Raw genomic sequence first — 24,759 nt, forward strand, 5'->3', positions numbered from 1 at the left:
TATTTCGCCAGTGACCTTGAGAGGTTTGTGCAATGGGTAAGTGGGTAAAATCAGGCTCGCCATGGATATGGATGACGGGCGGTGCTGTGAGCATCAGTTTGATTGCCGTCTTAGGCTTATTATTGTTAATCGCATGGCGTGGCTTAAGTTACTTTTGGCCTGCAACCGTTTACCAGTGGGAGCTTGAAGATAACACGGGTGTACGTTCGACCTTAATTGGTGAGGTTTACGATAGGGAAGATGTACCGACTGAGCGTTTGATTGCTGCTGGCCATGTGTTTAAGCAACACCCGGGCGAGTTTGTGACCCGTTACTTAGTGAAAACCGGTAACCGTGAATTTGTGGGTTTGGATTTCCGCTGGATATTAGGTACGGACATTGTTAGCCGTTCTGTGCCAAGCGAGGTCGCACTGATCGAGCGGGCTAAAAACGGTAACTTCTACGGTTATCCGATAGCCGTGATTGAAAATGGCAAGCGTCTTGATTTAGTGAATGATGCGATTGAATCCTCCTTAATGGAGCATATCGAACGCGCTGTTGCCTTATCGGACAAAGCGGTTGATTTGCAGAAGCAAGATATTGGTTCGATTAACTACGCCATTGAAAAATTGCGTTTGCAGGAGCGTCGTTTCGAGCTGGATGGGGAACTGACCGACAGTATAAAAGCTGAGTTGGTCGCCAAGAGAGCTCAACTGCAAGAAGATTACTTAGTGCTTGAAAAGGCGTTATTTGCCCTGCGTGATGATGCGGCGCGTGACTCGGTTATCGTCCGAGATATGCGCGGCGAAGAAGTTGAACTGAAGCTCGATACCGTTCTGGATGTGACCTATGTGAATCACTTAGGACTCATAGGCAAAATTGGTAAGTGGTTTGTCGGTATTGGACGCTTTATGAGTGACGATCCGCGTGAAGCCAACACTGAGGGCGGCGTGTTCCCCGCGATTTTCGGCACTGTATTTATGGTGATGTTGATGGCGGTTATCGTGACGCCATTTGGCGTGGTCGCGGCGGTTTATCTACATGAATATGCTAAGAAAGGCCCTATTACTAAGATGATCCGCATTGCGGTAATCAACTTAGCGGGTGTGCCCTCGATTGTTTATGGTGTATTCGGTTTAGGTTTTTTCGTGTACATGATGGGCGGTTCCATCGACCAATTGTTTTACGCTGAAGCTTTGCCTGCTCCTACCTTTGGTTCGCCAGGGGTGATTTGGTCGGCATTAACCCTCGCGATTTTGACGCTGCCTGTGGTTATTGTGTCGACTGAAGAAGGGTTAAGTCGTATTCCAAGCGCAGTACGTCAAGGTAGTTTGGCATTGGGCGCGACTAAGGCTGAAACCCTGTGGCGGATTGTGATCCCGATGGCGAGTCCAGCGATCATGACGGGTTTGATTTTAGCGGTCGCTCGTGCTGCCGGTGAAGTGGCACCGCTGATGTTGGTGGGTGTCGTGAAATTAGCGCCAACATTACCACTGGACTTTAACTTCCCGTTTGTGCATTTAGAACGTAAGTTCATGCACTTAGGGTTCCATATATATGATGTGGGCTTCCAGAGTCCTAACGTTGAAGCGGCACGTCCTCTGGTGTATGCGACCTCTTTCTTGCTGGTGTCTGTGATTGTGGCACTCAACTTGACGGCCATTAGCGTGCGTAACCACTTACGTGAAAAATATCGTTCGCTTGAGCACTAATCAGCGATTATCCTGAAAGTATTAGGACTAAATATGATTTCTATAGATTCGACAGCAATGAAAACCAATAACTTTGATTTAGCTAACTTAAGCCAGAACGACACCGCGCTGGAGATCCGTAACTTAGATTTGCGCTATGGTGATAAGCAAGCGCTGTTTAATGTATCGATGAAGATCCCCAAGAAGCAAGTCACTGCCTTTATCGGCCCCAGTGGTTGTGGTAAATCGACACTATTGCGCTGTATTAACCGCATGAATGACTTAGTTGATAATTGTCATATTGGCGGCGAGATATTGCTGCACGGCCAGAATATTTACGACAAGAAAATCGACGTCGCGGCCCTGCGCCGTAATGTCGGTATGGTGTTCCAACGCCCAAATCCTTTCCCTAAGTCGATTTACGAAAACGTTGTTTATGGCTTGAGATTGCAAGGGCTGAATAACCGTCGTGAACTCGACGAAGCGGCTGAGCGTTCATTGCGCGGCGCGGCGATTTGGGACGAAGTTAAAGACAGATTACACGATAACGCCTTTGGTTTGTCTGGCGGTCAACAGCAACGTCTGGTGATTGCCCGTGCGATAGCCATTGAGCCAGAAGTGTTATTACTCGACGAACCAACATCGGCACTCGATCCGATTTCGACGCTGACGATTGAAGAGTTAATCACTGAGCTTAAGACGAAATATACTGTGGTTATCGTGACTCACAACATGCAACAGGCGGCGCGGGTATCGGATCAAACGGCCTTTATGTATATGGGTGAATTAGTTGAATATGCTGATACTAACACGATTTTCACCACGCCGAAAAAACGTAAGACTGAAGATTACATCACAGGACGTTACGGTTAATCACTTGAGTATCGGATAAGGCCACCACGGCTTGGTATGGGTCAACAGTTAAGTAACAGGTTGGAACGCAATGGAAAACATGAATTTAAGTAAGCACATTTCGGGTCAGTTCACCGCTGAGCTGGATGATATCCGTAATCGAGTGCTCGCCATGGGTGGCTTGGTTGAACGTCAGCTGGAGCAAGCGATAGATGCCTTAAGTGCCCTCGATGCCGAGTTAGCCCAGCGGGTGATTGCAGGCGATCATAAGGTCAATGCGATGGAAGTCTCCATTGACGAAGAATGCACGCGTATTATTGCCAAGCGTCAACCTGCGGCCAGTGATTTACGCTTGATTATCGCTATTTCAAAAACCATCGCCGATCTTGAGCGTATTGGTGATGCCTGTGTGCGGATTGCAAAAGCGGCATTAGATAAACGTTTGAATAATCAGCAGCCTTTGTTAGTTAGTATTGAAAATATGGGGCGTCATGCGACTCGGATGTTGCATGCGACTTTAGATGCCTTGGCCCGTATGGATGCTGATACCGCGTTAGAGCTGCATAAAGAAGATGCTAAGCTTGACCGTGAATATGAAGGCATCATTCGCCAGTTAATGACCTATATGATGGAAGATCCGCGTTCAATCCCAGACATACTCGACGTATTATGGGCAGCACGCGCAGTTGAGCGTGTCGGTGACCGCTGTAAAAATATTTGTGAATACATTATCTACTACGTGAAAGGCAAAGACGTTCGCCATACTTCCTACGAAGATATGGAAAAGGACATGAAAGGCTAACACAAGTATTAATCTGCTATTGTAATGCCATTCGCTGAATAAAACGCTCTACAGTCTCTGTGGAGCGTTTTGCTTTTAGAGCTTTTAAATGCGGCTTAATAAATGCCGACTGCTTTTATAGACTGATTTGACAGTACTAATAGCAATGATGAGTCAATTCGATTTGGTAAAAACGCATTGGAAAATTCTGCAGGGCTATTATACCGGAGTGAGCTTTAACTACAGTTGTTGGGGGGCTTAGCGTTTGCTGATACTCATTCATACAGGCTTGCCATGGTATTCACTCACCGACGCGCAGCAAGTCCATCCTTGGATGCTCGACCGCCCCGTCCATGGGGCGGACGGTCGTCTCGCTAATCACCATGACTCACCTTTCGAGCATTCTTGTAATCTGTAGATTTAAAGACATACGCAACACACTTTTGGGACAAAACCTTGCTAGATTTTTTACTCTAATTCATTGGTTTCGGATTAATATTTGTAAGGCAATTATTGAACGTTAGTATTAAACCCGATGAAAAAGCCATCCTAAAGCGAATGCTCTTCTAAAACTCGCAGCAGACTGAGCAGCTCAAAGCAGTAGAAGTGATCACCCATAAACAGCAGAAGCGATCAATTGTGTCAGTGCCATCAGTTGGTGGCGCTGCCCCAAACTGCGGCCCCTGCTGGCAAAGGCTGCACACTTCTACGGGTCAAATTGCTTAGTTTCAGGTAAGAAAAAGCCCCAATAAAATGGGGCATTTTGTCTATCATTGCACTAATATAATCTTCATATTGACTACACTAGTAACTTGTTAAGCTTATCGATTACAACTAAATGCTCGTCTTGAACACCTTCTTCCTTTATTGCTTTTAAATTATCATCAATGGATAGCACGAGCATCAGATCTTTTGCTTTTTCCTTAGCTACATATTTTTCAAAGTCTACTTGAGCTATCGCGACCAATAATTCACCATCATACTTCCATCCACATAGGGGATTGAGAATTAACATGTCTATTGCTAAAGGAACTATCTCCTTTAGGTAGAGTTCTTGCCTAATGGCAATCGCAACATCTTTTTCTGATAAATTGTATAAATATGTATCTCTAACAGAAATATACCAATCATCTAGTGAAGATGTATCTTCGCAATGTTCTATGTTAATCCCGTACTGTTTTTCAAGTTCAAGAAAGTTTATATCTTTCATATCAAATCCCGTGACCTTTAAAAGCACCTTCCATTTTGTCTATAGCATCGACTGCTTTTAGGCGAGCTTCATTAGCTTGAGGATTATCGACTTTTTCTAAAGTTTTAATCGATTTTCGCAAGCCTCTCAAATTATCATTCATTTCTTTAATATGATTCCAATACTTATCGCCTAGCTTAGATTTTAACGATTGCATCATTTCTGTTCCAACACCGATAAAATCTTTATCCTTTAGCCCATTAGCTGTAATGTTGTTGATTGTTCTAATTGCCTTTAGCTGCGATTGACCTAGTTCAACAACTGCTTTCCCTCCCTTGCTGGGTAGGAACGCCAAAAAATCTGGCCATCCATTTTAGATCAACAACATAATGCACTTTTGGTTTGTCTACAACTTGTACTAGCTAAAATTGCTTAAATGAGAGTCATCAAAAGTTGAAGGGCTAAAGCTGAGGCATAAAAATGAGCTAACTCATTAAAAAATTGGTGTATTTAAGACATGCTAACCCACCCAATAAAACACATGGGCAGAGATTGGTTTGGTTAAGCAGGATTACAGTTAGTTGCTGTGAAAGTACTGACAGCTTGCCGCAAAGTGCCGTCGTCGCTTTTCTAGATGTTCACAGTAATCAGTGAGTTCTTGCAGCGTACCCACCGGACCATAAAATAGCTTGCCAAATTCAGTGGACAGCTTGAGCCAATTGTGATGTAGGATATTTAATCTTGTCAGTAACTTAGCACTATTTTCACTTATTGCCCCACGTTTATCATTGCGGATTATTCGGCCTGTATCATCCACTAATTCGAGATAATCCGTTAAGGAAAACGCAATGCCATTGGGCTGGTTCTCGCGCTCATTACCGATAAAAGGCAGTAGATTTTTAGGTTGTTCACCTTTTAATGCGGCCCGAATGCGCAGCTGAATACTGGTATGGTCGGATTGTTCTGGCGTATCCGCTATTTGGGCTCTAATCGGATTCAAATCAACGTAGGCCATACAGGTTAACACAGCGGCTTCATCGAGTAAGGCTTGGGCTTTAAAGCGTCCTTCCCAAAAACGACCAGTACAGTTATCTTCTTGATTTGCTTGTCTTGCTATTGGTTCATTAAGGCAGCGCATAAACCATGAAATATCGCATAATCGGCTGCGGTAAATTGCGATTGAATGCCTTAATCGGTTGACCTCGTGAGCTTCAACTAACTCACCTTTGGCGAATTTTTGCGTTAAGTCATCACCTTTAAACAGCTTATGCCATTGCTCAAGTACTTCGCGGTCAGTCCAACGATTGGCACTGTCGATATCGACCCGCAGCACCACATGCAGATGATTCGACATCACCGCAAAGGCTGCCACATCAATGGCAAAAACGGCTTCAAGTTCAAACAGTAGTGACTCAACCCAACCACGGCGATGGTCATAGTTTTTTCCAGAATAGGTATCATCGCCACACAAAAACGCACGCCGAACAACGCGGCTACAGCAATGGTAATAGGGCGTATCTTCAAGACTAATTTGAGTTCTGCGAGGGCGCGGCATACAAACCTCCTTGTTTAATGCTTAACCCAAGCATAGTCGGAGGTTAACAACTGCGCCATTAAGGCTGGGTGTCCAGTTAACTTTGTTAACTAACAGGGTGTCCAGTTAACTAACAACTGCGCCATTAAGGCTGGGTGTCCAGTTAACTCAAACTACCAGTTAACTCAGGGTGTCCAGTTAACTCATAGTTTCTGTTTGCATGGTATTAATAGCTAGATGGCCTTGGCCTAAGATAAATGGATAAATCCTGTTGTTTTATAACCTCCACATTACATTGCCACCTATGCCATAGAATACATCAAGCTCAAAACTGAAAGGCTCTTTCTCTGAAACTCCCAATTTATTCAGTAACTGAGTTGGTAATATTGGCTGACAACTGCCGACAGCATTTTTGATAGCATTCATGAACTTTTGATCTGTTGTCAAAAAGTACTCTATATCATTTACCTCTGCACTCCATAGATGAAATGCATCGACAAATTGCTCTTCCTTTTGTAGTACATGGCATAGCTCATGATACCGCGATATATTACGGAGATTTTTTTGCATTTCAGCAGATAATCCTAATTTTTCGAAATTATTATTGCTAGGATTTATGTTTCTTAAGCAATTGCAAAATTTAACCATTGCACTCGTTGTTATGTACTCATTCATGAAGGATTGAAAAAAATATGAGCGTTCAATGGCAGGGTTGACTTCATTAAACAAGTTTTCAGGGAATAGGTTCCCAAATTTTGAACCAATGGCAGAGCCAGAACGTTGCCAATTTTCAAGCTCTAATTCTACGTATCGATATCCAATTATTTTTTTACTTTGTAGCAACTTTGATATCGTAGGTAAACAGTTAAACTCTTCTTGTAACCAACTGGAGTTTTTCTCTAAAGCTGCCTTTCTGACGTAACCCAAAACACCATCAATTCTGACTGAAGTCATTATATCGCCATAAGATATTATGTTTTGATCAAATAAAATTGAAGTCATACGATTTCCTGATACATGTCTTTACCCATGATGGCATCTTGTAACATTATGAAAAGTTGGTCAACACTCGCACCGTATAAGCCGTCGTTGACAAGCTTTGGGGGCAAATGCATGTTAATCCGAAGCCAGCGCACAATGGTAGGCTTTGAGGGAACCAGACTAGGCAAGTCTGTTTCACTGTAACGATTTTTGAAATTCCTCATGGGCAGGTCATACTTTTTGGTATTCATTACTTTATGTATCTCAAACTATCAGACTAAGCAAGAGCAAGCCTTCGAACTGTGACATGTTTTGGGGCAAATACTTTTTAGGGCAGACATAGGTATTGATAACTTACCTAAGATTGTCATTGCTGCACCAGTGACCTTCTAAAACAGGGATAATGGAATGGACCCATCCACTTTTAATCGGCCTCGCAATGGGCCACGATGTAGTCGCTAAAACTCATCAGAAAGAGGACGGGTCCACCTATGAAGATTACTACAATCGGTTTAGATATCGCAAAGTCTGTTTTTCATGCTGTTGGTGTCGATAAAGCAGGCAAGTTAATCAAAAAGAAAATGCTTAGACGCAAAGACTTGCTGCCCTTTGTCGCGAAAATTGAGCCTTGCCTTATCGTTATGGAGGCGTGTGGCGGCGCGAGTTATTGGGCCAGAGAATTTGAGCAATTTGGGCACGTAGTTAAGTTAATTGCCCCGCAGTATGTGGTTCCTTTTAGGCAAGGTAATAAAAATGACTACAACGATGCGCTAGCCATTGCGGAGGCTGCGCAGCGGCCCAACATGCGGTTTGTAAAACCCAAAAGCGTCGAGCAGCAAGATGTGCAACTGCTCCACCGTATGCGCGAACGATTAACTAAACAATCAACAGCCTTAATCAACCAAGTGCGAGGCATGTTAGCAGAATACGGTATTGTCATTACCAAAAGTAAATCGGCTTTTAAAGCCCAGTTACCAGATATTTTGGTCGATGAAGCCAATATGCTGACCATCAAGGGTAAAGCCATCTTTTATCAGTTATATGATGAGGTTATCGACATTGAAAAACGGCTTAAGAGTTGTGACACCCAAGTACTAAACGAAACTCATAACAATGTGATTTGTCAGCGATTACAAACTATTCCTGGTGTTGGGCCTGTCACCGCTACGGCGATTTATGCTGCAGTGGGTGACGGTAAAGACTTTAGCAATGGCCGACATTTTTCAGCTTGGTGTGGCTTAGTACCTAAGCAGCACAGCAGTGGCGGGAAAGATAACCTCCTCGGGATAAGTAAGCGGGGAAACGCCTATTTACGTACGCTATTCATCCACGGCGCCAGAGCGGTGTTGCGACACAGTGGGAGTAAGTCGGATAAGTTGAGTTGTTGGGCTATCCAGCTAGCGGAGCGCCGAGGTTTCAATCGTGCGTGTGTGGCCGTCGCGAATAAGCTCGCCAGAATGTCATGGGTTATCGCGGCACGTGAAGAAGAGTTTCGGCTCGCTATGTAACAACATCAAATGTACTTATTATGTTAACGATTAACCAACCAGCAAGTTGCTAAGACACTTGATTTGATGATGAGACAGTCAGACTGATCTACTAAAAACCTTACGAAAACATAGGCTCTGATGAAGCCGCAGGGATGATAAGGACAGTAGAAGCAAATATCCATCAGGGCCAGAGGAATCCCTCAATAAGAGGCCGAATATATGGGTGCAATGAACTCTTCTCAAAATTGATATCGAATGTCTTGCAAACCGGATGGGTCCATATATGTTTTTGATAGGACGAGCAGTTCTCCTTGGTCGACTCTTTATTAAAAATCAGGGTGAAGCCCCACGACTTTTTAACTAAAGCATTCAAACGTAGTTTGGAAAGTTTTAAAGTCTCACTTTGGTGCCAATCAACTAAGTTTGAGTTGCAAAAATCTATTATGATCTCCGCGCTATAACAACTTATCTTGCTATAAGGATTACTGTGTCTCAGCCATTGGAACAACCTAAGTTAGAAACTGCGCAAATTTGCCCTCTGTGCCAAGGTGCGAATCAATGTGCTGTGATTTTAGGTAAGGGGATTGAGGACTGTTGGTGCGCGCTGCAGGTGTTTCCGCCTTTGGCTGCCTTGCAAGCGCAAGCATCAGATTCGCCGCTAGGGGTCATCAACCATATTTTACCGTCTGCCGATGCGTGTATTTGCCAAGCTTGTTTAATCCAACTTAAGCAGGGGTTAAGTCTGGGGCAGATCGCAGAGCAGGATGAAAAAAGCCCATCGAGTGTGAGCGATGGGCTAGGTTATGAGGTGAAATAGCGGGCTGAAGTAATGAGCTATCGATTTATGGTGTAATCCAGTTGCACAGTGGTTTGTGCCTCAACGGCTATACCATTTTCAAACTTGGGTGCGTAACGCCATTTATCTATCATTTTTAGCGTTTCTTTCTCAAAGAGAGCACCACCCTTAGAAGCTAAAATTTCAGGATTTTTGACGAAGCCATTTTCATCGACAGTAAATTTAAGCTGAACCCAGCCACTTTTACCTCGCTGCGCATAGGACATTGGATAGTCTGGTGCGGTACGGAAAATAGGTTGTTGTTCCTGTGCGTCGGCCCAAGGACGCATTTTGCCGATAGCAATACAGTGGGCGGTGGACTCGTCACGCTTTCCTTGGCGCTCATAGAGTTCTACTAAATAAGCGTGGGCACTTAAGGCATAGGGATGGCTAAAGTTAAGGGCTTCAAACTGCTTAACGACTTCTAAAAGCAATGGAATCGCCTTGTCATCATGCTTTTCTGCATACTCAACGGCACCCACCACATAGGTTGCCTTGACTCTGTCTATGGCGTTCTCTGGTAAAATCTCTTTATAAATATCATAGGCATCGAAGGCATAGCTTCTTACGCTTTTGGTGTATAGCTCTGTATTTGATAAGCGGTTGAAGGCGGCCATTTTTACATCGGCGAGCAGTTTCTTTTTATCGGATTTTTCAGCAATTGCGATAGCAGTAAGCAAATCATTTTTCGCATCTTTGGCTTCAACGGCGGTTTGTGCAGCACCTAGTAAGGGGTCGATAAGCTCAAGCGCTTCTTTGCCATAATGAACTTTATAGTTAGCCAGAGCGAGTTGATACAATTCATTCGCCTTAGCCGTTTTTGGCAGATTCTTTTCTGTAAATGGGTAAGGGGCGACTTGCTTTTCTATCGCCGCGGCCCAGTTCATGGCCAGGTTAGCTAAGTCGACGCTGTCTTTGGCATATTGAGCTTCTCCGAGTTGATAAGCGGTTTTTGCGCTCGCTTCAATATTTGCAGCATCGCCTTTTTCTACGGCGGCTTGATAGTCACTATAGGCTTTGGCAAAGCTATTTTCTGAGGCATGCACGCTAAGAGAAGTGCCTAAAGTGAGGGCAAGAAGACAGGCAATTGGCAGCATTTTTCCGTGTGACATTCTATATATCCTTATTATTGATGAATTTAGATGATACATAGGTGTACATTTTGAGGCAAGTTAGTTTGGCTTTTGTTAATGGTGCTTGTGGTGAATGCAGATAACTGAGCACTGAGAACTGAGATTGAAAATAAGCGAGCCCAGCTGAAACTGAGTTCGCTTATTTATCAGTGCCTTGTCGCTTTATAAGTCGCAATCACTTAGTAGTGAAAGTCACGGCGAACTGTCCAAGCGCGCCGTATTCAAATTTGCAGACCTGTGCCAATGGCAGATCGAGGACGCCAGCGTAGGAGCCTGTGATCACATATTGCCCTTGAGTTAAGCCAATGCCTTGGGCAGATAAAAAGTTAACTAACCAGTAGAGTCCCGCCTTAGGGAAACCGTTGGGATGAATGGCGGATTTTTGCAGTGTGTCGCTTTGCTGGTGCTCGCCATTGGCAATATCAACGCTGAGTTCAAAACAGCTGGTTTCTAAACCTTCTTGCGGATTAAGCACTGGCCCTAACCACAGTCCTTGATTGACTAAGCCATCGGCGAGGGCATCAAAATGCGTCGCTTCACTGGGTGTGTGGTAGCGGCTTTTGATCAATTCCAAGGCTAAGCGTGTGTGGCCTAAGGCCTCGTCGATTTCAGCCTCTGTGTAAGGCGTGCTTCTTGGCGGTAAATCGCGAGCAATCTCGAAGGCGAGTTCGGGTTCGACTCGGGCGAGGCCTTTAGTCGATGGATAGAGCGGGCAAGTGGTCGATTGATGATACACATCAGCTTGATAAATAGGCGCTACGACGGTTTTTTCCGCCGTGGGTACTAGGCATTTCCACGCCGCGATAGGATTTTTATCGCTTGCCTTAAATATTTCTGCTATGGCTTGTTGAATAGCGAAGGCCTGTTCGAAGCTGGTTGGCCTTAGTTCTGGGATTAGTAAATCGCCGCTCGTGCCTGCTGCGCGGCGCTCGGCTAATTCTTTGGCTGCGATATTAATATGCGTTTTAACTTGTTCGATCGTGGCGGTAGATAACATTAACTTTCCTATTTAAAGCGTTAGCTTAAAAAGAAGTGGCCTAGAGAGAGTGTGGCAGAAGCCATTTTTATGGGCCAAATATACTCGGTTATTGGCAACGCTGGAAATGCCAATGTTGGCTTTCGGGGTAAATCTGCTGCAGTTGAATCAAGAGTGCGGCCAATATTCCAATTATCGTAAGATGCTGAAACTTGCCCCACATAAGTGTCAGCTAAAGTATCCAATCTAACGCGAATGTTTCCATGATGATTGGCTAGATATTGTGTTGGCTCAGTGCCAGAATGGCTGTCCATTTTGTGGTTTCTACTGGACTCCTCCGTGAACCTTAGCCATAACGCCCCTCAGGCAAATAATCATGCTCAACTCGGGCTCCTGTTCATCTCAGTTGCGGTTTTATTTTGGGGCATGTTACCTATAGCATTAAAGCTCTCGGCGGCCTTTATTGATCCCGTAACTCTTACTTGGTTTCGTTTTCTGGTCGCGCTTTTAGTCAGCATAGTGATCCAATGGAGCGCAGGTAGTCTTAAGCAATTTGCAGCACTCGATGCCAAAGTTTGGTTAAGGTTAGTGCTTGCTGGCATCTTCTTGATGCTCAATTATGTGTCTTTTGTTTATTCACTCGATTACCTCGCCCCGGGCGCCGCCCAACTGAATTTCCAGACTTCGCCCTTTTTCCTCGCGTTTGGTGGTGTGTTGTTTTTTAAGGAACGGCTTAATGCGGTGCAACTCAGCTGTTTTGCAACCTTAGCTTTAGGTATGTTGATGTTTTTCCATCCTAATTTAAATTTTTCTGGGGCTAATAATCATCAGGTTTGGATTGGGGTGATGATCATCCAGTTCTCAGCACTGTCGTGGACTAGCTATGCCTTATTGCAAAAATCCTTACTGAATCGTTTGTCGCCCGCGAACGTGCTCTTAGTGATCTATGGCTTAGGTATTTTCGTAATGGCTCCCTTTAGCGACTTTAGTCAGTTTGTCAGTATGGACAGCTTCGATTGGCAGATAGCACTGTTTTGCGCCGCCAATACCTTGATCGCCTATGGCTGTTTTGGCCAGTCGATGAAGTATTGGCCGACGGCGCAGGTCAGTGCCATGTTGGCCCTAACGCCAGTATTTAGCTTTAGTGCCACGGCGTTAGTGGTGAGCCTTGGCTGGTGGCCAGAAGTATTCCGCGCTGATGAATTAGATGGTTTATCTCTGCTGGGGATTGGCGTGATTATTGTGTCTGTGATGGTGGTGCAATTGCTGCCTATGTACCGTAATCGTCAGGCGAAGCGTTTGCAGGCTGTCTAACGCAGACATTTTATCCATGGGAAAGGCCAGTGATCACTAGACTCAGCGAATTAAAACTTCAGGATATCCGTGGCGTCATCTTCGATCTCGACGGCACCTTAGCGCATTCTAATCCCGATTTTGCTGGGTTGCGGCGTGAATTGGGGATTCATTCTGGTACGGATATCTTGGCCCATGTCGAGAGTCTGAGTACTGATGAAGCACGGGCTAAGGCGTTAGACATTGTCCATGAGTACGAAAGACAAAGTTCACTCAAGGCCAGTTGGATTGATGGCGCGAGGGAGCTTATCGAATGCCTACGGGCCAAGTCACTTCCCTTGGCTATTTTGACTCGCAATATGCCAGAAGCGGCGCAAATCACTATCGATAAACTCGGCATAGATATCGCACTGGTATTAACACGCTATGATGCGCAGCCTAAGCCGCATCCCGAAGGTATTCATCTTATTTGCCAGCAGTGGCAACTCGCGCCCGCAGATATCTTGTATGTGGGCGATTATCTGTTTGATCTGCAAACTGCGCAGAATGCGGGTAGTCACTGTGCCCTCTATTGTCCTGAAATTATTCCCGATTATGCCCACAACGCCGATATGCTCGTTACTTGCTACCATAGCTTTATTGAAGCATGGACAGTTGGCGACTAGGCATTGTTTTGGGCCGTGACGGCATCTTGCTTATCTTGTTTCAGTCCCAAGCGCACGCTATCTAATAAGGCAATCAGCCAGCAGAGGATAAATCCGTACATCAGCTTATCCGCACCATCACGAATGGTTGCCGTGGTTTGTTTGGTCACTTCGGCCGCAATTACGCCCATATCCAGCGGCAAAACACCAGTTTGAATATCCAGCGAGATAAGCTGCGCCACTTGCATGACTTGTTGCAGCAACAGGCCGAGACTCAATATTGCCAGCACAAAAAACACTAGAGCACTGCGTTTATGTTGCAGATAAAAATGGCCGCTGCCAGGGGCGACGAAGGCGGATAATAGTCCAGCGGTAAGGGCTTTTTTCATGGGAGTCGATTACTTATGCCATTAAACTCTTTGGAGATTAGACACTAAGCTTTATCTTTGCTAAAGGCAAACTAAGACAAAATCAAGACAACAAAAAAGGAGCCTAGGCTCCTTTTTTAGTCTCTAGCTTAAGCTAGATTAGTCTTCACGTGGTTTACGTGGCTTACGCTCACCGGCAGGTTTGTCTGCACGTGGTTTGCGGTCAGCAAATGGCTTATCACCAGTAGACGCAGCGCGAGGCTTACGATCACCCGCTGGGCGGTCACCTGTTGGACGATCGCCACGTGGTTTACGGTCACCGGCAGGACGGTCTGAACGAGCACTGCGGCCTGAATCAACAAATACTTGATCGCCAGCTTCGCGGATGTTCAATGGCTTGCCACAAACACGTACTTTACGTAGGTGCTGTAACACGTCTTTTGGCATGCCGTCTGGCAAGTCAACAGTGGTCACTGCATCATAAAGTTGGATTGCGCCAATGTAACGGCTGTCGATGTTAGCTTCGTTTGCGATAGCGCCAACGATGTTACCCACACCTACACCATTCTCACGACCTACGTCGATCACGTAACGGCACATTTTCAAATCTGGGTTGTCTTTCAATGCTTCAGCTGAGCCTAAGCTGGCTGGCATTGGACGCGGTTCGCGACTTCTGCGTTCACCACGTTCACCACCACGGTCATTACGATCACTTCCGCGGTCGCTACGTTCAGTGCGCTCACTGCGTTCATCACGAACACGTTCTTGAATGGCTGGCAATTGCAAAGGACGTTCTTGTTGAACTTGCTGTAACAAAGCTGCGGCTAGCAGATCGGTATCGACTTCTAACTGTTGGCATAATTGAGCAACAGCTTCTTTCATGAAATCTAAATCGCCGTTGATTGTTTCAGCCAATTGCTCACCTAAGCGAGACAGACGACGTTCTGCAACTGTCTCTGGGCTTGGGATTTTCATTGGTGAAATGCGGCTGTTAGTTGAACGTTCGATAGTGCGCAGCATGCGCATTTCACGGCTCGTTACAAACAGGATCGCCATACCAGTACGGCCAGCACGGCCTGTACGGCCAATACGGTGTACATAAGCTTCGGCATCATACGGAATATCGTAGTTCACAACGTGACCGATACGCTCAACGTCAAGACCTCGGGCCGCAACGTCAGTCGCGATCAGAATGTCTAACTTGCCACGTTTCAGTTGGTCAACTGCACGCTCACGGGCTTGCTGGTTCATGTCACCGTGTAGTGGTGATGAAGCATAACCGCGGGCTTCTAACTTTTCAGCTAACTCAACACATGAGTTACGAGTACGCACGAATATGATTACACCTTCAGTGTTTTCAACTTCTAATACACGTACTAAGGCTTCAAGTTTGTTGTGTTGTGATACTTGTACAAAACGCTGTTCGATTGACTCAACCGTAGTTTGGCTTGATTCGATACGAACATGTACAGGATTACGTAAGTGCTGGTTAGCAACACGCTTAATTTGCTCTGGCATAGTGGCAGAGAATAGTGCCAGTTGGCGTTCGCTTGGCGTGTGCTCAAGGATCCATTCGATATCATCGATGAAGCCCATTTTTAACATTTCATCGGCTTCATCGAGCACTAAGGCTTGTAATGAATCGAGTTTCAAGGTGCCGCGACGCATATGGTCCATAACACGACCAGGCGTACCAACGATAACTTGTGGGCCACGTTTCAGGGCATTCAACTGTTGTTGCATGCTTTGGCCGCCATAAATAGGAAGAACGTGGAAATTCTTCATAAATTTGGCATAGCTACTGAACGCTTCAGCAACCTGCACGGCTAATTCACGTGTTGGTGCTAATACTAAAATTTGCGGTGTCGTTTGGCTGGTAACTTTGTTTAATAGTGGTAACGCGAAGGCGCCAGTTTTACCTGTACCTGTTTGCGCTTGACCTAAAATATCTTTGCCAGCCATAAGTGGATCAATACTGGCTGATTGGATTGGCGTTGGTTTTTCATAACCTAGCTCGTCAAGAGCACGCAACAAATTCTCGGATAGGCCGAGTTCACGGAAAGTTCTTTCATCGGATGACATTGGGTTGTAGCCTTGTGGATGCGCGCGCGAAATGGCGCTAAAGTTTCACAGACAGAAAATCAACCCCGTGTCGATTTCCCGCGAACGACGGATTATAGCAGCATGGCGGCCACTTTACCAATCAGAGTCACGCTATTTAACCTGTTTTCTGCATTTTTTTCGCTAAAACTGAGCAAGAAACGCGCCACTTCCCATTAATTCTTTAAATATTCAACATTTAATTGAAGTAACTCGAATGCTGACTCTGTCACTGCCGCAAGAAAAGTGATGTCGATTGTCGCGACGGTATCCTCTGGTGTGTGATATTGGGGATGGGTCGGCACACCAAAATACAGCCAAGGGATATTCGCTTTGTGGAAGGGGTAATGATCCGACGCCCGCAGCCAATCGGTACTTTGTATGCTTCGACCAACGGGTTTAGGGTGCGTGAGTTTAATGCAAAGTCGGTTCTGTTGATTCAGTAGGGGTTTAAATTGATTGAACTGAGTGAAGTTTCGACTGCCTTCGAGGTAAATCGCATAGGGCCTGCCGGGGTGACTCACCATATCTAAATTCAACATCAGCTCAAAAGTCGCTTCTGGCAGGCGGGTTTTGAGTTGCTCTACCAAGGCGATACTGCCATAGAGCCCAGGTTCTTCGGCATCGGTTGCCACAAACATCAGGTTTACCTTAGGCAAGGTATTGGGTTGTAGGGCAAATTGCTGTTGCCAATGTTTGGCAATGGCGAGCATAGCGGCGACGCCCGAGGCGTTATCATCGGCGCCGTGGTAAATCTTACTGCCGCTCAACCCTAAGTGATCATAGTGGGCGACGATAATGCGCCATCGATTCGTCGGTTCTGCCGCCATCACGGTGGCGACCACGTTGGCGCCAGTTTCTTGGGTGAAGAAGGTTTTATATTCAAAGGGCACGATAAAGTCCGCTCCCCAAGGCTGTAAACCTAGCCCCTGAAATTGCTGCTTTATATAGTCACGACTTTTTGCCGCACCTTGGGTTTGGGTTTTGCGGCCTTCAAATTCATCCGAGCTTAATACAGTGACTGTCGCTTGTAACTCTGTGGGCTCGGCCCAAGTGAGTTTTAGCTCAGTGCGTGCACAGGTTTCGGTTGAGTTAGCGCAGCCAGTGAGGGTCGTTGTAACAACGCAGGCCAGTGCTAATAAGCCAAGTCTTTGGGATTGATGTCTTAAAAGGTGCGTGATCTTGAACTTGGCGAGCCGCTGACCGATACGACTGTGGTTGAATAGAGTCGATGCGCTTAGGTTTATGTCACTGAGGCTTATGTCGCTTAGGTTTTTACTTAAAAGTGATTGATATTGCCTCGGTAATATAAGGTGAGTCACTGGGGATTGAGTGCTATCACGCATGGACATTCCTTATCGCTGAAGCCTTCGCCAGAAGATGAATAGCATCTTTGCCTAAATCCGATTCTAATTCAATGAGATCTATATGTATGCGATAGCTTAAGCATATTGGATTGCTGAGCGAAAAAAAGCGCAGTGCTTAGGGCGACTGCGCTTTTATTATTCAGACCAACGGTGGCATGAGCCGAATGTTAAGCCTTAGCTTTATTGGCCTTTGCCAGCTCGATATCCCGTTTTAGCAGTGGCTTTAAGAAGCGTGCCGTGTGGGAGGTTGGATGCTCGGCGACTTCTTCCGGCGTGCCTGTGGCTAAAATCATACCGCCACCACCGCCACCTTCTGGGCCTAAGTCGATAATCCAGTCTGCGGTTTTGATCACATCCAGATTATGCTCAATCACCACAATCGTGTTGCCGTGGGATTTGAGACGATGCAACACGTCGAGCAGCAATTGAATATCGGCAAAATGTAAGCCCGTGGTCGGTTCATCCAAGATATACAAGGTTTGGCCCGTGTCACGTTTAGATAACTCTTTGGCAAGTTTCACCCTTTGGGCTTCACCGCCCGAAAGTGTGGTCGCACTTTGGCCGAGACGCACATAGGACAAACCTACATCCATCAAGGTTTGTAGCTTACGGGCAATGGCAGGTACGGCATCGAAGAACTGACGTGCATCTTCCACTGTCATCTGCAGTACTTCGTGAATATTCTTGCCTTTATAGCGTACTTCTAAGGTTTCGCGGTTATAGCGCTTACCTTTACAGGAATCACAGGGCACATACACATCGGGTAGGAAGTGCATTTCGACCTTGATCAAGCCATCGCCTTGGCAAGCCTCACAGCGTCCACCTTTTACGTTAAAGGAGAAACGGCCGACCTGATAACCGCGAGTCCTCGACTCTTGGGTTCCGGCAAAAATCTCGCGAATTGGGGTGAAGATGCCCGTATAAGTGGCAGGGTTAGAGCGCGGTGTGCGGCCAATTGGGCTTTGGTCGATATCGACCACTTTGTCGCACAGTTCCATCCCTTCGATACGATCATAGGGTGATGGCTCATCCACCGTCGCCCCGTTGAGCATTCTATGGGCGATTTTGAAGAAAGTATCGTTGATTAAGGTCGATTTACCCGAACCCGATACGCCCGTCACACAGGTGAATAGGCCAATGGGAATGGTTAAATCCACATTACGCAAGTTGTTACCGCGAGCGCCAAATAGCTCAATCACTTGAGTTTTGTCGAATGGAATGCGCGGCGTATCGATATGAATGCTGCGCTTACCGGAAATATATTGGCCGGTGACCGATTCTTCACAGGCGATGATCTTCTCAATTGGACCGTCACAAATCACTTCGCCGCCGTGTACGCCAGCGCCAGGGCCGATATCGATCACGTGATCCGCCATACGAATCGCATCTTCGTCATGCTCAACCACAATCACAGTGTTGCCCAAATCCCGCAGGTGGATCAGGGTTTGCAGCAGACGTTCGTTATCCCTTTGATGCAGGCCGATTGAAGGTTCGTCGAGCACATACATCACGCCGACGAGCCCTGCACCGATTTGGCTGGCGAGTCGAATACGTTGGGCTTCACCGCCGGAGAGGGTTTCTGCTGAGCGCGATAGGCTCAAATAATTGAGACCCACGTTGACGAGGAAACCTAAACGATCGCGGATTTCCTTTAAAATCTTCTCGGCGATCTGCGCCTTTTGGCCGCTAAATTCGACTTTCTCGAAGTAGTCCAAGGCTTCTCCAATCGACCAAGTGGTGAGTTGTGGCAGGTTGATATCACCTAAAAACACGTTACGGGCTTCTTCGCGTAAGCGCGAGCCACCACAGCTTTGACAAGCTTGGGTATTGATAAACTTGGCTAATTCGTCACGTACCGAGTTGCTTTCGGTTTCGCGATAGCGCCTGTCCATGTTGTTTAGAATGCCTTCGAAGGGGTGATTACGCACCACCACATCACCGCGGTCATTAATGTATTTAAAGGCAATACTTTCTTTACCTGAGCCGTAAAGTACGATTTTGCGGACTTTTTCGCTAAGCTGCTCGTAGGGCACTTCGACATCGAACTTATAGTGTTCGGCGAGTGAGCTAAGCATTTGGAAATAGTAGAAGTTGCGTCTATCCCAGCCGCGAATCGCACCGCCCGCCAGTGAAAGCTCGGTATTGGTGATCACACGCTCAGGATCGAAAAATTGTTGTACCCCTAAACCATCACAGGTTTGGCACGCGCCGGCTGGATTGTTAAAGGAGAAGATCCTTGGCTCTAATTCCGCCATCGAATAACCGCAGTGCGGGCAGGCAAAGTTGGCCGAGAAGATCAGTTCTTCGCCTTTTGCTTTACCAGTACCCGTGTCGTCTTCCATGCTGGCAACGGTCGCGATGCCGCCGGAGAGTTCCAGCGCAGTTTCGAAGGATTCCGCTAAGCGTTGCTTGATATCGTCACGCACTTTAAAACGGTCGACGACCACTTCAATCGTGTGTTTAACGTGTAAGTCTAAGGTTGGCGGATCGGTTAAGTCACACACTTCACCGTCGATACGCGCGCGGATATAACCCTGCGCTGATAGACCTTCGAGCAATTTAACGTGTTCACCCTTACGGGCGTTGACCACAGGTGCAAGCAGCATCAAGCGGCTGTCTTGGGGCATTTCCAACACTTTATCGACCATCTGGCTGACGGTTTGTGCCGCCAAGGGTTGATTGTGTGTCGGACAACGCGGCTCACCCACGCGTGCAAACATCAAGCGCAGGTAATCATAAATTTCGGTAATCGTGCCCACGGTTGAACGTGGATTATGGGAGGTGGATTTTTGCTCTATGGATATCGCCGGGCTTAAGCCTTCGATATGGTCCACATCGGGCTTTTCCATTAAACTCAAAAATTGGCGAGCATAGGCAGATAGGGACTCGACATAACGTCGCTGGCCCTCGGCATATAAAGTATCGAAAGCGAGGGAGGATTTGCCAGATCCCGATAAGCCCGTGATGACAATCAGTTTATCCCTTGGGATAGTCAGGTTGATATTCTTGAGATTGTGGGTGCGTGCGCCGCGTATTTCAATCTTATCCATCTATCGCTCTAATGCCATATGCTTAAAAAAATGAGCACAAGTATCGCACAGTTCCGCCGCTGAGTTTAGTTGATTCTGTGATCTGCACCAATCCTAGGGCTGGCACTGGCTTTAAGTCGACCTGCTTTGCGGGATGTTGTGGATGGAATGGATTAACTAAGATTAATACTGTTGTTGCGCACTGACTCACAGGACAATTGTGAACACTATGTTAGACTCATACCCCTGTGCATGAGCGTTAAAAATAAAGATGTTAACTCAGACACAGTCAATATAGGTCCGTGATAAACGGGATAAAAGCTAAGTGTATAGTCAGTGGTTTAGGCCACTATTTCCTTTTGAGCAAATCCTTTTGGGTGTGGTAACATGCGCCCCTTAAAAGACTTCAATCCAGGGCAAAATCATGGGTAACAACGGACTTTCGGGTACTGAGAAAAAAGTCGCGTTTTCTTTAGCCAGTGTATTTGGTTTGCGTATGATGGGCTTGTTTATGATCATGCCCGTCTTTGCACTTTATGGTCAGCATCTCGAAGGCTTTTCGCCTCTGTGGGTGGGTATTGCTATCGGCGCCTATGGCCTGACTCAAGCCGTGCTGCAAATCCCCATGGGGATTTTATCTGACAAATATGGTCGTAAGCCGATTATTCTCGGTGGCTTAGTATTGTTTGCTATTGGTAGTGTTATAGCTGCTAACGCAGATACGATTTATGGCGTTGTCTTTGGTCGAGCTGTACAGGGTATGGGCGCGATTGCCGCTGCCGTGCTGGCGCTTGCCGCGGATTTAACCCGCGACGAGCAGCGCACTAAGGTGATGGCGATTATTGGCATGTGTATCGGGTTATCTTTTGCCCTGTCTTTGCTAATGGGACCTATCGTTGCGCAACATCTTGGGTTGACTGGATTGTTTTGGTTAACGGCGGTATTGGCTATTGTCGGTATGCTGTTGATCCAGTTTTTAGTGCCTAATCCCATCACTCAGGCTCCGAAGGGAGACACTCTAGCTACGCCCGCTAAGCTCAAACGTATGTTCCTCGAGCCGCAATTATTTAGGCTTAACGCTGGGATTTTTATCCTGCATTTAGTGCTCACCGCAGTATTTGTGGCACTGCCGCTGGATCTGGTGGATGCGGGTCTAGTGAAAGAAAAACATTGGATGCTGTATTTCCCCGCTTTTGTGGGCGCATTTATTTTGATGGTGCCGTTAATCATCATAGGGGTTAAGCGCAAAAATACTAAGGCGATGTTCCAAATTGCCCTCGTGATAATGATAGTGGCATTGCTGGCGATGGCCGCATTTGCGAGCAATCTTTGGGTATTGAGTTTTGCCGTGGTGCTCTTCTTTACTGGGTTTAACTATTTAGAAGCCTCACTGCCTAGTTTGATTGCCAAATTTTGCCCCGTCGGCGAAAAAGGTTCGGCCATGGGCGTGTATTCAACTAGCCAGTTTTTAGGGGCTTTTTGTGGTGGTATGCTCGGTGGCGGTGCTTTCCAGCTCGTGGGCGCAGTCGGGGTATTTGTTGTTGCCGTGATCTTAATGTCTATTTGGTTATTCCTGACATTAGGCATGCAAAATCCTGTGTTGTTAAAGAGTTACACCTTAGAAGCTGAAGTGAAAGACAAGGCGCAAGCGCGCGATATGGCAACCCAGTTATCCCAATTAATGGGCGTTGTTGAAGCCATAGTCGTGCTGGACGAGAAAGTAGCTTATCTCAAGGTAGACGAGCATTTCGATTTAAGAGAAGCACGAGCTGTGTTAGGCTCTGCTCAATAATATCTGGTCTGCCGTGTGGTATTTGGGGAAGCTGATTTTCCTCTATGGCAATAAAGATAAACAACATACTGAATTAATAGATTATTTAAAGAATCGCAGGAGATTTCAATGGCCAGTCGTGGTGTTAACAAGGTAATTTTGGTTGGCAATTTGGGACAAGATCCAGAAGTGCGTTATATGCCAAACGGTAATGCAGTCGCAAACATCACAGTAGCGACTAGCGAATCGTGGAAAGACCAACAGGGTCAACAGCAAGAGCGTACTGAATGGCACCGTGTGGTTCTGTTCGGCAAATTAGCTGAAATTACCGGTGAATACCTGCGTAAAGGTTCACAGGTTTACCTTGAAGGTAAACTGCAAACTCGTAAGTGGAAAGACCAAAGTGGTCAAGACCGTTACAGCACTGAAGTGGTTATCGACCAAAGCGGTAGCATGCAAATGCTAGGTAGCCGTGGTCAAGGTGGACAAGCACAAGGCGCGCCAATGGGCGGCGGCATGCCACAAAACGCAGGTTATCAATCTGCACCACAACAAGCCGCGCCTGCGCAAAATCAATATGCGCCAGCGCCTCAAGCTGCACCTGCTTACCAAGCGCCAGCTCAGCAACAATATGCTCCGCCAGCACCTGCCCAGCAGCAAGGTTATGGTCAGCCACAGGCTCAACAACCACAACAAGGTGGTTATGCGCCTAAGCCACAAGCCGCGCCAGCGCCAGCTTATCAAGCGCCTGCAGCACCGGCACAGCGTCCAGCGCCGCAACCACAGCAAAACTTCACTCCAGATTTGGATGATGGCTGGGATGACGATATTCCGTTTTAAATTGGAACGTATCGAAGTGTAAAGACGGTATCGTCTTAAATAAGCAAAGCCACGCGAGTCGTGGCTTTGTTGTTTCTTGTTTTTATGTTTTGTGCCGTGAAGCGTGGGTTAGGTCGTTCAACCCTTTACCTCGCTTGTTCGCATGATGATACGCTTGAGATAGATACTTAACCTGAGATCAGTTTAACGATCCATAACTGCAATAGCATTAAACTCCCCGTTAGTGAGGTTCAGTTGTGGCTTATTGTCTTTTAATTGATAGGCGATGAGTCCCGCAATCATATTCAGCATAAAACCATGCACGCTGCGGTGTCTGGAGAGCTCTATTTGAGAGATATTTTTTAACTGGTCGTTGATGGTTTCTATGATGAAAAGTCTCGACAGCATCGCTCTATCCCACAACAACATCGCCTTCTCTTTCATATTCTTACGCACGTTTTCCACCAGTGTGACCGCCTTTTTCCAGCAAGTACTGAGTAGCTATCAGATTGCAGCACTGGCGACCCCTGCTCACATTGTGCCATTTGGGCACAACTGGTACTGGGTAACATCACAGAAAATAAGCCTTGACCTTCTCCCTGTAGCAAGGTGCAGAATTTTAGCTGCCCACTTTAGCAAAGGAGATTTACGATGTTAACGTTAAAAATTACCGATATGACCTGCAACCACTGCTTTGGCTTGATCAATCGTGCAATAAAGGAACTGGACGCCGATGCAGTCGTAACAGCAGATCTCTCCAGCCGTAGTATCAATGTACAAAGCAGCCAATCGCAAGACGAAATACTCGACGCTCTGGAGGAAATTGGATATCCGGCCAAACCCGAGTCAACCTGTTGCAGTGTAGATAGAAGCAGCAAGTCGCAAAATACCGCCAATTGACAGTGCACCTTAGTGGAGGCTTGAGCTGTGTGCAGTGAAAGTTGCATGTACGGTTCTTAGGAGAGCAGCACCTAGTAACAGAGGTGCTGCTTATCCGCCCATAACGAGTTATAAATGGATATAATTTAAGGACAGAGTAATTGAATTTGTTTCCAAAAATGTAATATCACCGCCAATATAATGGTCTGACTCTGTATACCACTGCACCTGCTCCGGTCTAATTTTATTTCAGCACTTAACTTTGAGGCAGTATGGGTAGGGGTGTGTTGGGATAATGCCTTCGTTGAGCGTTTCTTTGGTAGCTTAAAACACGATTGGATTTTTAACATTGCTCAACCAACAGGGGAGTTTTTAAGCTAGATGTGACTGTTTAAATGAAATATTAGAACTTGGAGTGACGTCATTCTGCTAATGGTGATCTGTCACCTGTAGAGTTCAAAAATTCTCAATGAAAATTGTCTAATATGGGTTGAACAGTACACTGAACGCTCACAGACAGAAGTAAATCTAATGCAATTAAGGCAATGGCACTCATGCGCTAGCCCTGATCAAACACCTGAGTAATCACCACGAATTTAATCATAGTATCAGCTCTTCTTTATTTTGATTACTGCTCAGTCTGACACTTAAGGCCAGAACATCATTTCCTTATTTCAGCCTGTATCTGCTTAGTTCTAAGCTCTAAGTTTGCGAGCTTACATTCCTCATACCCAAGTAGTCGAACGGTAAAACTCACCAGTGTTTAATGCTGTTTGCTTGGAACTGCAATCAGGCCATTTCTGCTGTCAGCCCTAACATGAATGCAACCAGTAGGCTAAAGCTGCCAGCAGTAACAACACTTCCAATCGCTCTCGTTTGTAAGTGCAGTGGTCGTAGCTGCCAAGGTCGTATGTCTGGCTTTTTTGTCGAGGAAGTTTTCTTCTATGTGCATGCCTTAATACTTAGCGATTTTCGTCGCTGATCATGATTTTTTCGTCATCAGAGTTAGACTTCGCTGCGTCTCGCAAGGCCTCCTTACTAATCAAAA

At 46.2% G+C, this 24,759-nt stretch carries 21 protein-coding genes and 2 pseudogenes; 12 read left to right on the forward strand and 11 right to left on the reverse strand.

Going from position 1 to position 24,759, the window contains the following annotated elements; translation table 11 throughout:
- Positions 1–32: 32 nt before the first annotated feature.
- From pstA to HUB64_RS12960, 4 genes are all read left to right on the forward strand, one after another.
- Positions 33–1,691: a phosphate ABC transporter permease PstA gene (gene pstA / locus HUB64_RS12945; RefSeq protein ID WP_173497132.1), complete on the forward strand. Its 1,659-nt coding sequence runs from the start codon at positions 33–35 to the stop codon at positions 1,689–1,691.
- Positions 1,692–1,724: 33 nt separating this feature from the next.
- On the forward strand, positions 1,725–2,543 hold the full coding sequence (gene pstB, locus HUB64_RS12950) for a phosphate ABC transporter ATP-binding protein PstB (RefSeq protein ID WP_028760531.1): 819 nt from the start codon (positions 1,725–1,727) through the stop codon (positions 2,541–2,543).
- A 70-nt stretch (positions 2,544–2,613) separates the two neighbouring features.
- The gene (gene phoU, locus HUB64_RS12955; protein ID WP_028760530.1) at positions 2,614–3,324 is read left to right on the forward strand and encodes a phosphate signaling complex protein PhoU; all 711 of its coding nucleotides are present in this window, start codon (positions 2,614–2,616) and stop codon (positions 3,322–3,324) included.
- Between the two features lie 244 nt (positions 3,325–3,568).
- Positions 3,569–3,721: a hypothetical protein gene (locus HUB64_RS12960; RefSeq protein ID WP_173497133.1), complete on the forward strand. Its 153-nt coding sequence runs from the start codon at positions 3,569–3,571 to the stop codon at positions 3,719–3,721.
- Positions 3,722–4,102: 381 nt separating this feature from the next.
- Here the strand turns inward: HUB64_RS12960 and HUB64_RS12965 are convergent, their stop codons facing one another.
- The 4 genes from HUB64_RS12965 to HUB64_RS12980 all read right to left on the reverse strand — a co-directional run bounded on the left by HUB64_RS12965 (position 4,103) and on the right by HUB64_RS12980 (position 7,028).
- On the reverse strand, positions 4,103–4,513 hold the full coding sequence (locus HUB64_RS12965) for a contact-dependent growth inhibition system immunity protein (protein WP_131523257.1): 411 nt from the start codon (positions 4,511–4,513) through the stop codon (positions 4,103–4,105).
- A 1-nt stretch (position 4,514) separates the two neighbouring features.
- On the reverse strand, positions 4,515–4,847 hold the full coding sequence (locus tag HUB64_RS12970) for a polymorphic toxin type 28 domain-containing protein (protein ID WP_173497134.1): 333 nt from the start codon (positions 4,845–4,847) through the stop codon (positions 4,515–4,517).
- Between the two features lie 222 nt (positions 4,848–5,069).
- Positions 5,070–6,047 (reverse strand): transposase, encoded by a 978-nt coding sequence (locus HUB64_RS12975; protein WP_173497135.1) that lies wholly within the window; start codon positions 6,045–6,047, stop codon positions 5,070–5,072.
- Between the two features lie 255 nt (positions 6,048–6,302).
- A complete protein-coding gene (locus HUB64_RS12980; protein ID WP_105249673.1) occupies positions 6,303–7,028 on the reverse strand; it encodes a hypothetical protein in 726 nt (241 codons plus the stop codon).
- Positions 7,029–7,498: 470 nt separating this feature from the next.
- Here HUB64_RS12980 and HUB64_RS12985 point away from each other — a divergent pair, with 470 nt between their 5' ends.
- Both HUB64_RS12985 and HUB64_RS12990 read left to right on the forward strand, forming a co-directional pair.
- Entirely contained in the window at positions 7,499–8,515 is a 1,017-nt protein-coding gene (locus tag HUB64_RS12985) for an IS110 family transposase (protein ID WP_173496475.1), read from the forward strand.
- Positions 8,516–8,984: 469 nt separating this feature from the next.
- A complete protein-coding gene (locus HUB64_RS12990; RefSeq protein ID WP_173497136.1) occupies positions 8,985–9,314 on the forward strand; it encodes a cysteine-rich CWC family protein in 330 nt (109 codons plus the stop codon).
- Between the two features lie 17 nt (positions 9,315–9,331).
- Here the strand turns inward: HUB64_RS12990 and HUB64_RS12995 are convergent, their stop codons facing one another.
- Both HUB64_RS12995 and HUB64_RS13000 read right to left on the reverse strand, forming a co-directional pair.
- Positions 9,332–10,444, reverse strand: coding sequence for an energy transducer TonB (locus HUB64_RS12995; RefSeq protein ID WP_173497137.1), 1,113 nt, complete (start codon positions 10,442–10,444; stop codon positions 9,332–9,334).
- Between the two features lie 196 nt (positions 10,445–10,640).
- Positions 10,641–11,462, reverse strand: a complete 822-nt coding sequence (locus tag HUB64_RS13000; RefSeq protein ID WP_173497138.1) for a hydratase — start codon at positions 11,460–11,462, stop codon at positions 10,641–10,643.
- A gap of 318 nt (positions 11,463–11,780) precedes the next feature.
- Between HUB64_RS13000 and HUB64_RS13005 the strand changes: the two genes are divergently transcribed.
- Together HUB64_RS13005 and HUB64_RS13010 are read left to right on the forward strand one after the other, a co-directional pair.
- The gene (locus HUB64_RS13005; protein ID WP_168825611.1) at positions 11,781–12,755 is read left to right on the forward strand and encodes a DMT family transporter; all 975 of its coding nucleotides are present in this window, start codon (positions 11,781–11,783) and stop codon (positions 12,753–12,755) included.
- A 29-nt stretch (positions 12,756–12,784) separates the two neighbouring features.
- Positions 12,785–13,399 carry an HAD family hydrolase gene (locus HUB64_RS13010; RefSeq protein WP_173497139.1) on the forward strand — a complete coding sequence of 205 codons (615 nt, stop codon included), beginning with the start codon at positions 12,785–12,787 and terminating at the stop codon, positions 13,397–13,399.
- On the opposite strand, the gene HUB64_RS13015 is transcribed toward HUB64_RS13010, so the two are convergent.
- From HUB64_RS13015 to uvrA, 4 genes are all read right to left on the reverse strand, one after another.
- A complete protein-coding gene (locus HUB64_RS13015) occupies positions 13,396–13,767 on the reverse strand; it encodes a DUF6677 family protein (RefSeq protein ID WP_173497140.1) in 372 nt (123 codons plus the stop codon). The genes HUB64_RS13010 and HUB64_RS13015 overlap by 4 nt on opposite strands.
- Positions 13,768–13,905: 138 nt before the next feature.
- Positions 13,906–15,828, reverse strand: a complete 1,923-nt coding sequence (locus HUB64_RS13020; protein ID WP_011847889.1) for a DEAD/DEAH box helicase — start codon at positions 15,826–15,828, stop codon at positions 13,906–13,908.
- A 194-nt stretch (positions 15,829–16,022) separates the two neighbouring features.
- Entirely contained in the window at positions 16,023–17,192 is a 1,170-nt protein-coding gene (locus HUB64_RS13025) for a M28 family peptidase (RefSeq protein WP_173497141.1), read from the reverse strand.
- Positions 17,193–17,380: 188 nt separating this feature from the next.
- Positions 17,381–20,263 (reverse strand): excinuclease ABC subunit UvrA, encoded by a 2,883-nt coding sequence (gene uvrA / locus HUB64_RS13030; protein ID WP_131524377.1) that lies wholly within the window; start codon positions 20,261–20,263, stop codon positions 17,381–17,383.
- Positions 20,264–20,666: 403 nt separating this feature from the next.
- Between uvrA and HUB64_RS13035 the strand changes: the two genes are divergently transcribed.
- On the forward strand, positions 20,667–22,034 hold the full coding sequence (locus HUB64_RS13035) for an MFS transporter (RefSeq protein WP_168825599.1): 1,368 nt from the start codon (positions 20,667–20,669) through the stop codon (positions 22,032–22,034).
- Between the two features lie 108 nt (positions 22,035–22,142).
- Complete coding sequence (gene ssb, locus HUB64_RS13040; RefSeq protein ID WP_011790777.1) at positions 22,143–22,853, forward strand: single-stranded DNA-binding protein; 711 nt, start codon at positions 22,143–22,145, stop codon at positions 22,851–22,853.
- A gap of 183 nt (positions 22,854–23,036) precedes the next feature.
- On the opposite strand, the pseudogene HUB64_RS13045 reads toward ssb, so the two are convergent.
- A pseudogene (locus HUB64_RS13045) lies at positions 23,037–23,315 on the reverse strand (transposase); the annotation flags it as partial.
- 168 nt (positions 23,316–23,483) lie between these two features.
- Between HUB64_RS13045 and HUB64_RS13050 the strand changes: the two are divergent.
- Both HUB64_RS13050 and HUB64_RS13055 read left to right on the forward strand, forming a co-directional pair.
- Positions 23,484–23,732: a heavy-metal-associated domain-containing protein gene (locus HUB64_RS13050; protein WP_173247046.1), complete on the forward strand. Its 249-nt coding sequence runs from the start codon at positions 23,484–23,486 to the stop codon at positions 23,730–23,732.
- A 255-nt stretch (positions 23,733–23,987) separates the two neighbouring features.
- Positions 23,988–24,184: pseudogene (locus HUB64_RS13055) on the forward strand (integrase core domain-containing protein); the annotation flags it as partial.
- Positions 24,185–24,759: the final 575 nt, after the last annotated feature.

This window comes from Shewanella sp. ISTPL2 (genome assembly GCF_013283205.1).
GTDB lineage: Bacteria > Pseudomonadota > Gammaproteobacteria > Enterobacterales > Shewanellaceae > Shewanella > Shewanella oncorhynchi.

Coding starts and splice junctions, on each gene's coding strand:
- pstA (WP_173497132.1), top strand. CDS start 33: ATGGGTAAGTGGGTAAAATCAGGCTCGCCATGGATATGGATGACGGGC.
- pstB (WP_028760531.1), top strand. CDS start 1,725: ATGATTTCTATAGATTCGACAGCAATGAAAACCAATAACTTTGATTTA.
- phoU (WP_028760530.1), top strand. CDS start 2,614: ATGGAAAACATGAATTTAAGTAAGCACATTTCGGGTCAGTTCACCGCT.
- HUB64_RS12965 (WP_131523257.1), bottom strand. CDS start 4,513: ATGAAAGATATAAACTTTCTTGAACTTGAAAAACAGTACGGGATTAAC.
- HUB64_RS12975 (WP_173497135.1), bottom strand. CDS start 6,047: ATGCCGCGCCCTCGCAGAACTCAAATTAGTCTTGAAGATACGCCCTAT.
- HUB64_RS12980 (WP_105249673.1), bottom strand. CDS start 7,028: ATGACTTCAATTTTATTTGATCAAAACATAATATCTTATGGCGATATA.
- HUB64_RS12985 (WP_173496475.1), top strand. CDS start 7,499: ATGAAGATTACTACAATCGGTTTAGATATCGCAAAGTCTGTTTTTCAT.
- HUB64_RS12995 (WP_173497137.1), bottom strand. CDS start 10,444: ATGTCACACGGAAAAATGCTGCCAATTGCCTGTCTTCTTGCCCTCACT.
- HUB64_RS13000 (WP_173497138.1), bottom strand. CDS start 11,462: ATGTTATCTACCGCCACGATCGAACAAGTTAAAACGCATATTAATATC.
- HUB64_RS13015 (WP_173497140.1), bottom strand. CDS start 13,767: ATGAAAAAAGCCCTTACCGCTGGACTATTATCCGCCTTCGTCGCCCCT.
- HUB64_RS13020 (WP_011847889.1), bottom strand. CDS start 15,828: ATGTCATCCGATGAAAGAACTTTCCGTGAACTCGGCCTATCCGAGAAT.
- HUB64_RS13025 (WP_173497141.1), bottom strand. CDS start 17,192: ATGCGTGATAGCACTCAATCCCCAGTGACTCACCTTATATTACCGAGG.
- uvrA (WP_131524377.1), bottom strand. CDS start 20,263: ATGGATAAGATTGAAATACGCGGCGCACGCACCCACAATCTCAAGAAT.
- HUB64_RS13035 (WP_168825599.1), top strand. CDS start 20,667: ATGGGTAACAACGGACTTTCGGGTACTGAGAAAAAAGTCGCGTTTTCT.
- ssb (WP_011790777.1), top strand. CDS start 22,143: ATGGCCAGTCGTGGTGTTAACAAGGTAATTTTGGTTGGCAATTTGGGA.
- HUB64_RS13050 (WP_173247046.1), top strand. CDS start 23,484: ATGTTAACGTTAAAAATTACCGATATGACCTGCAACCACTGCTTTGGC.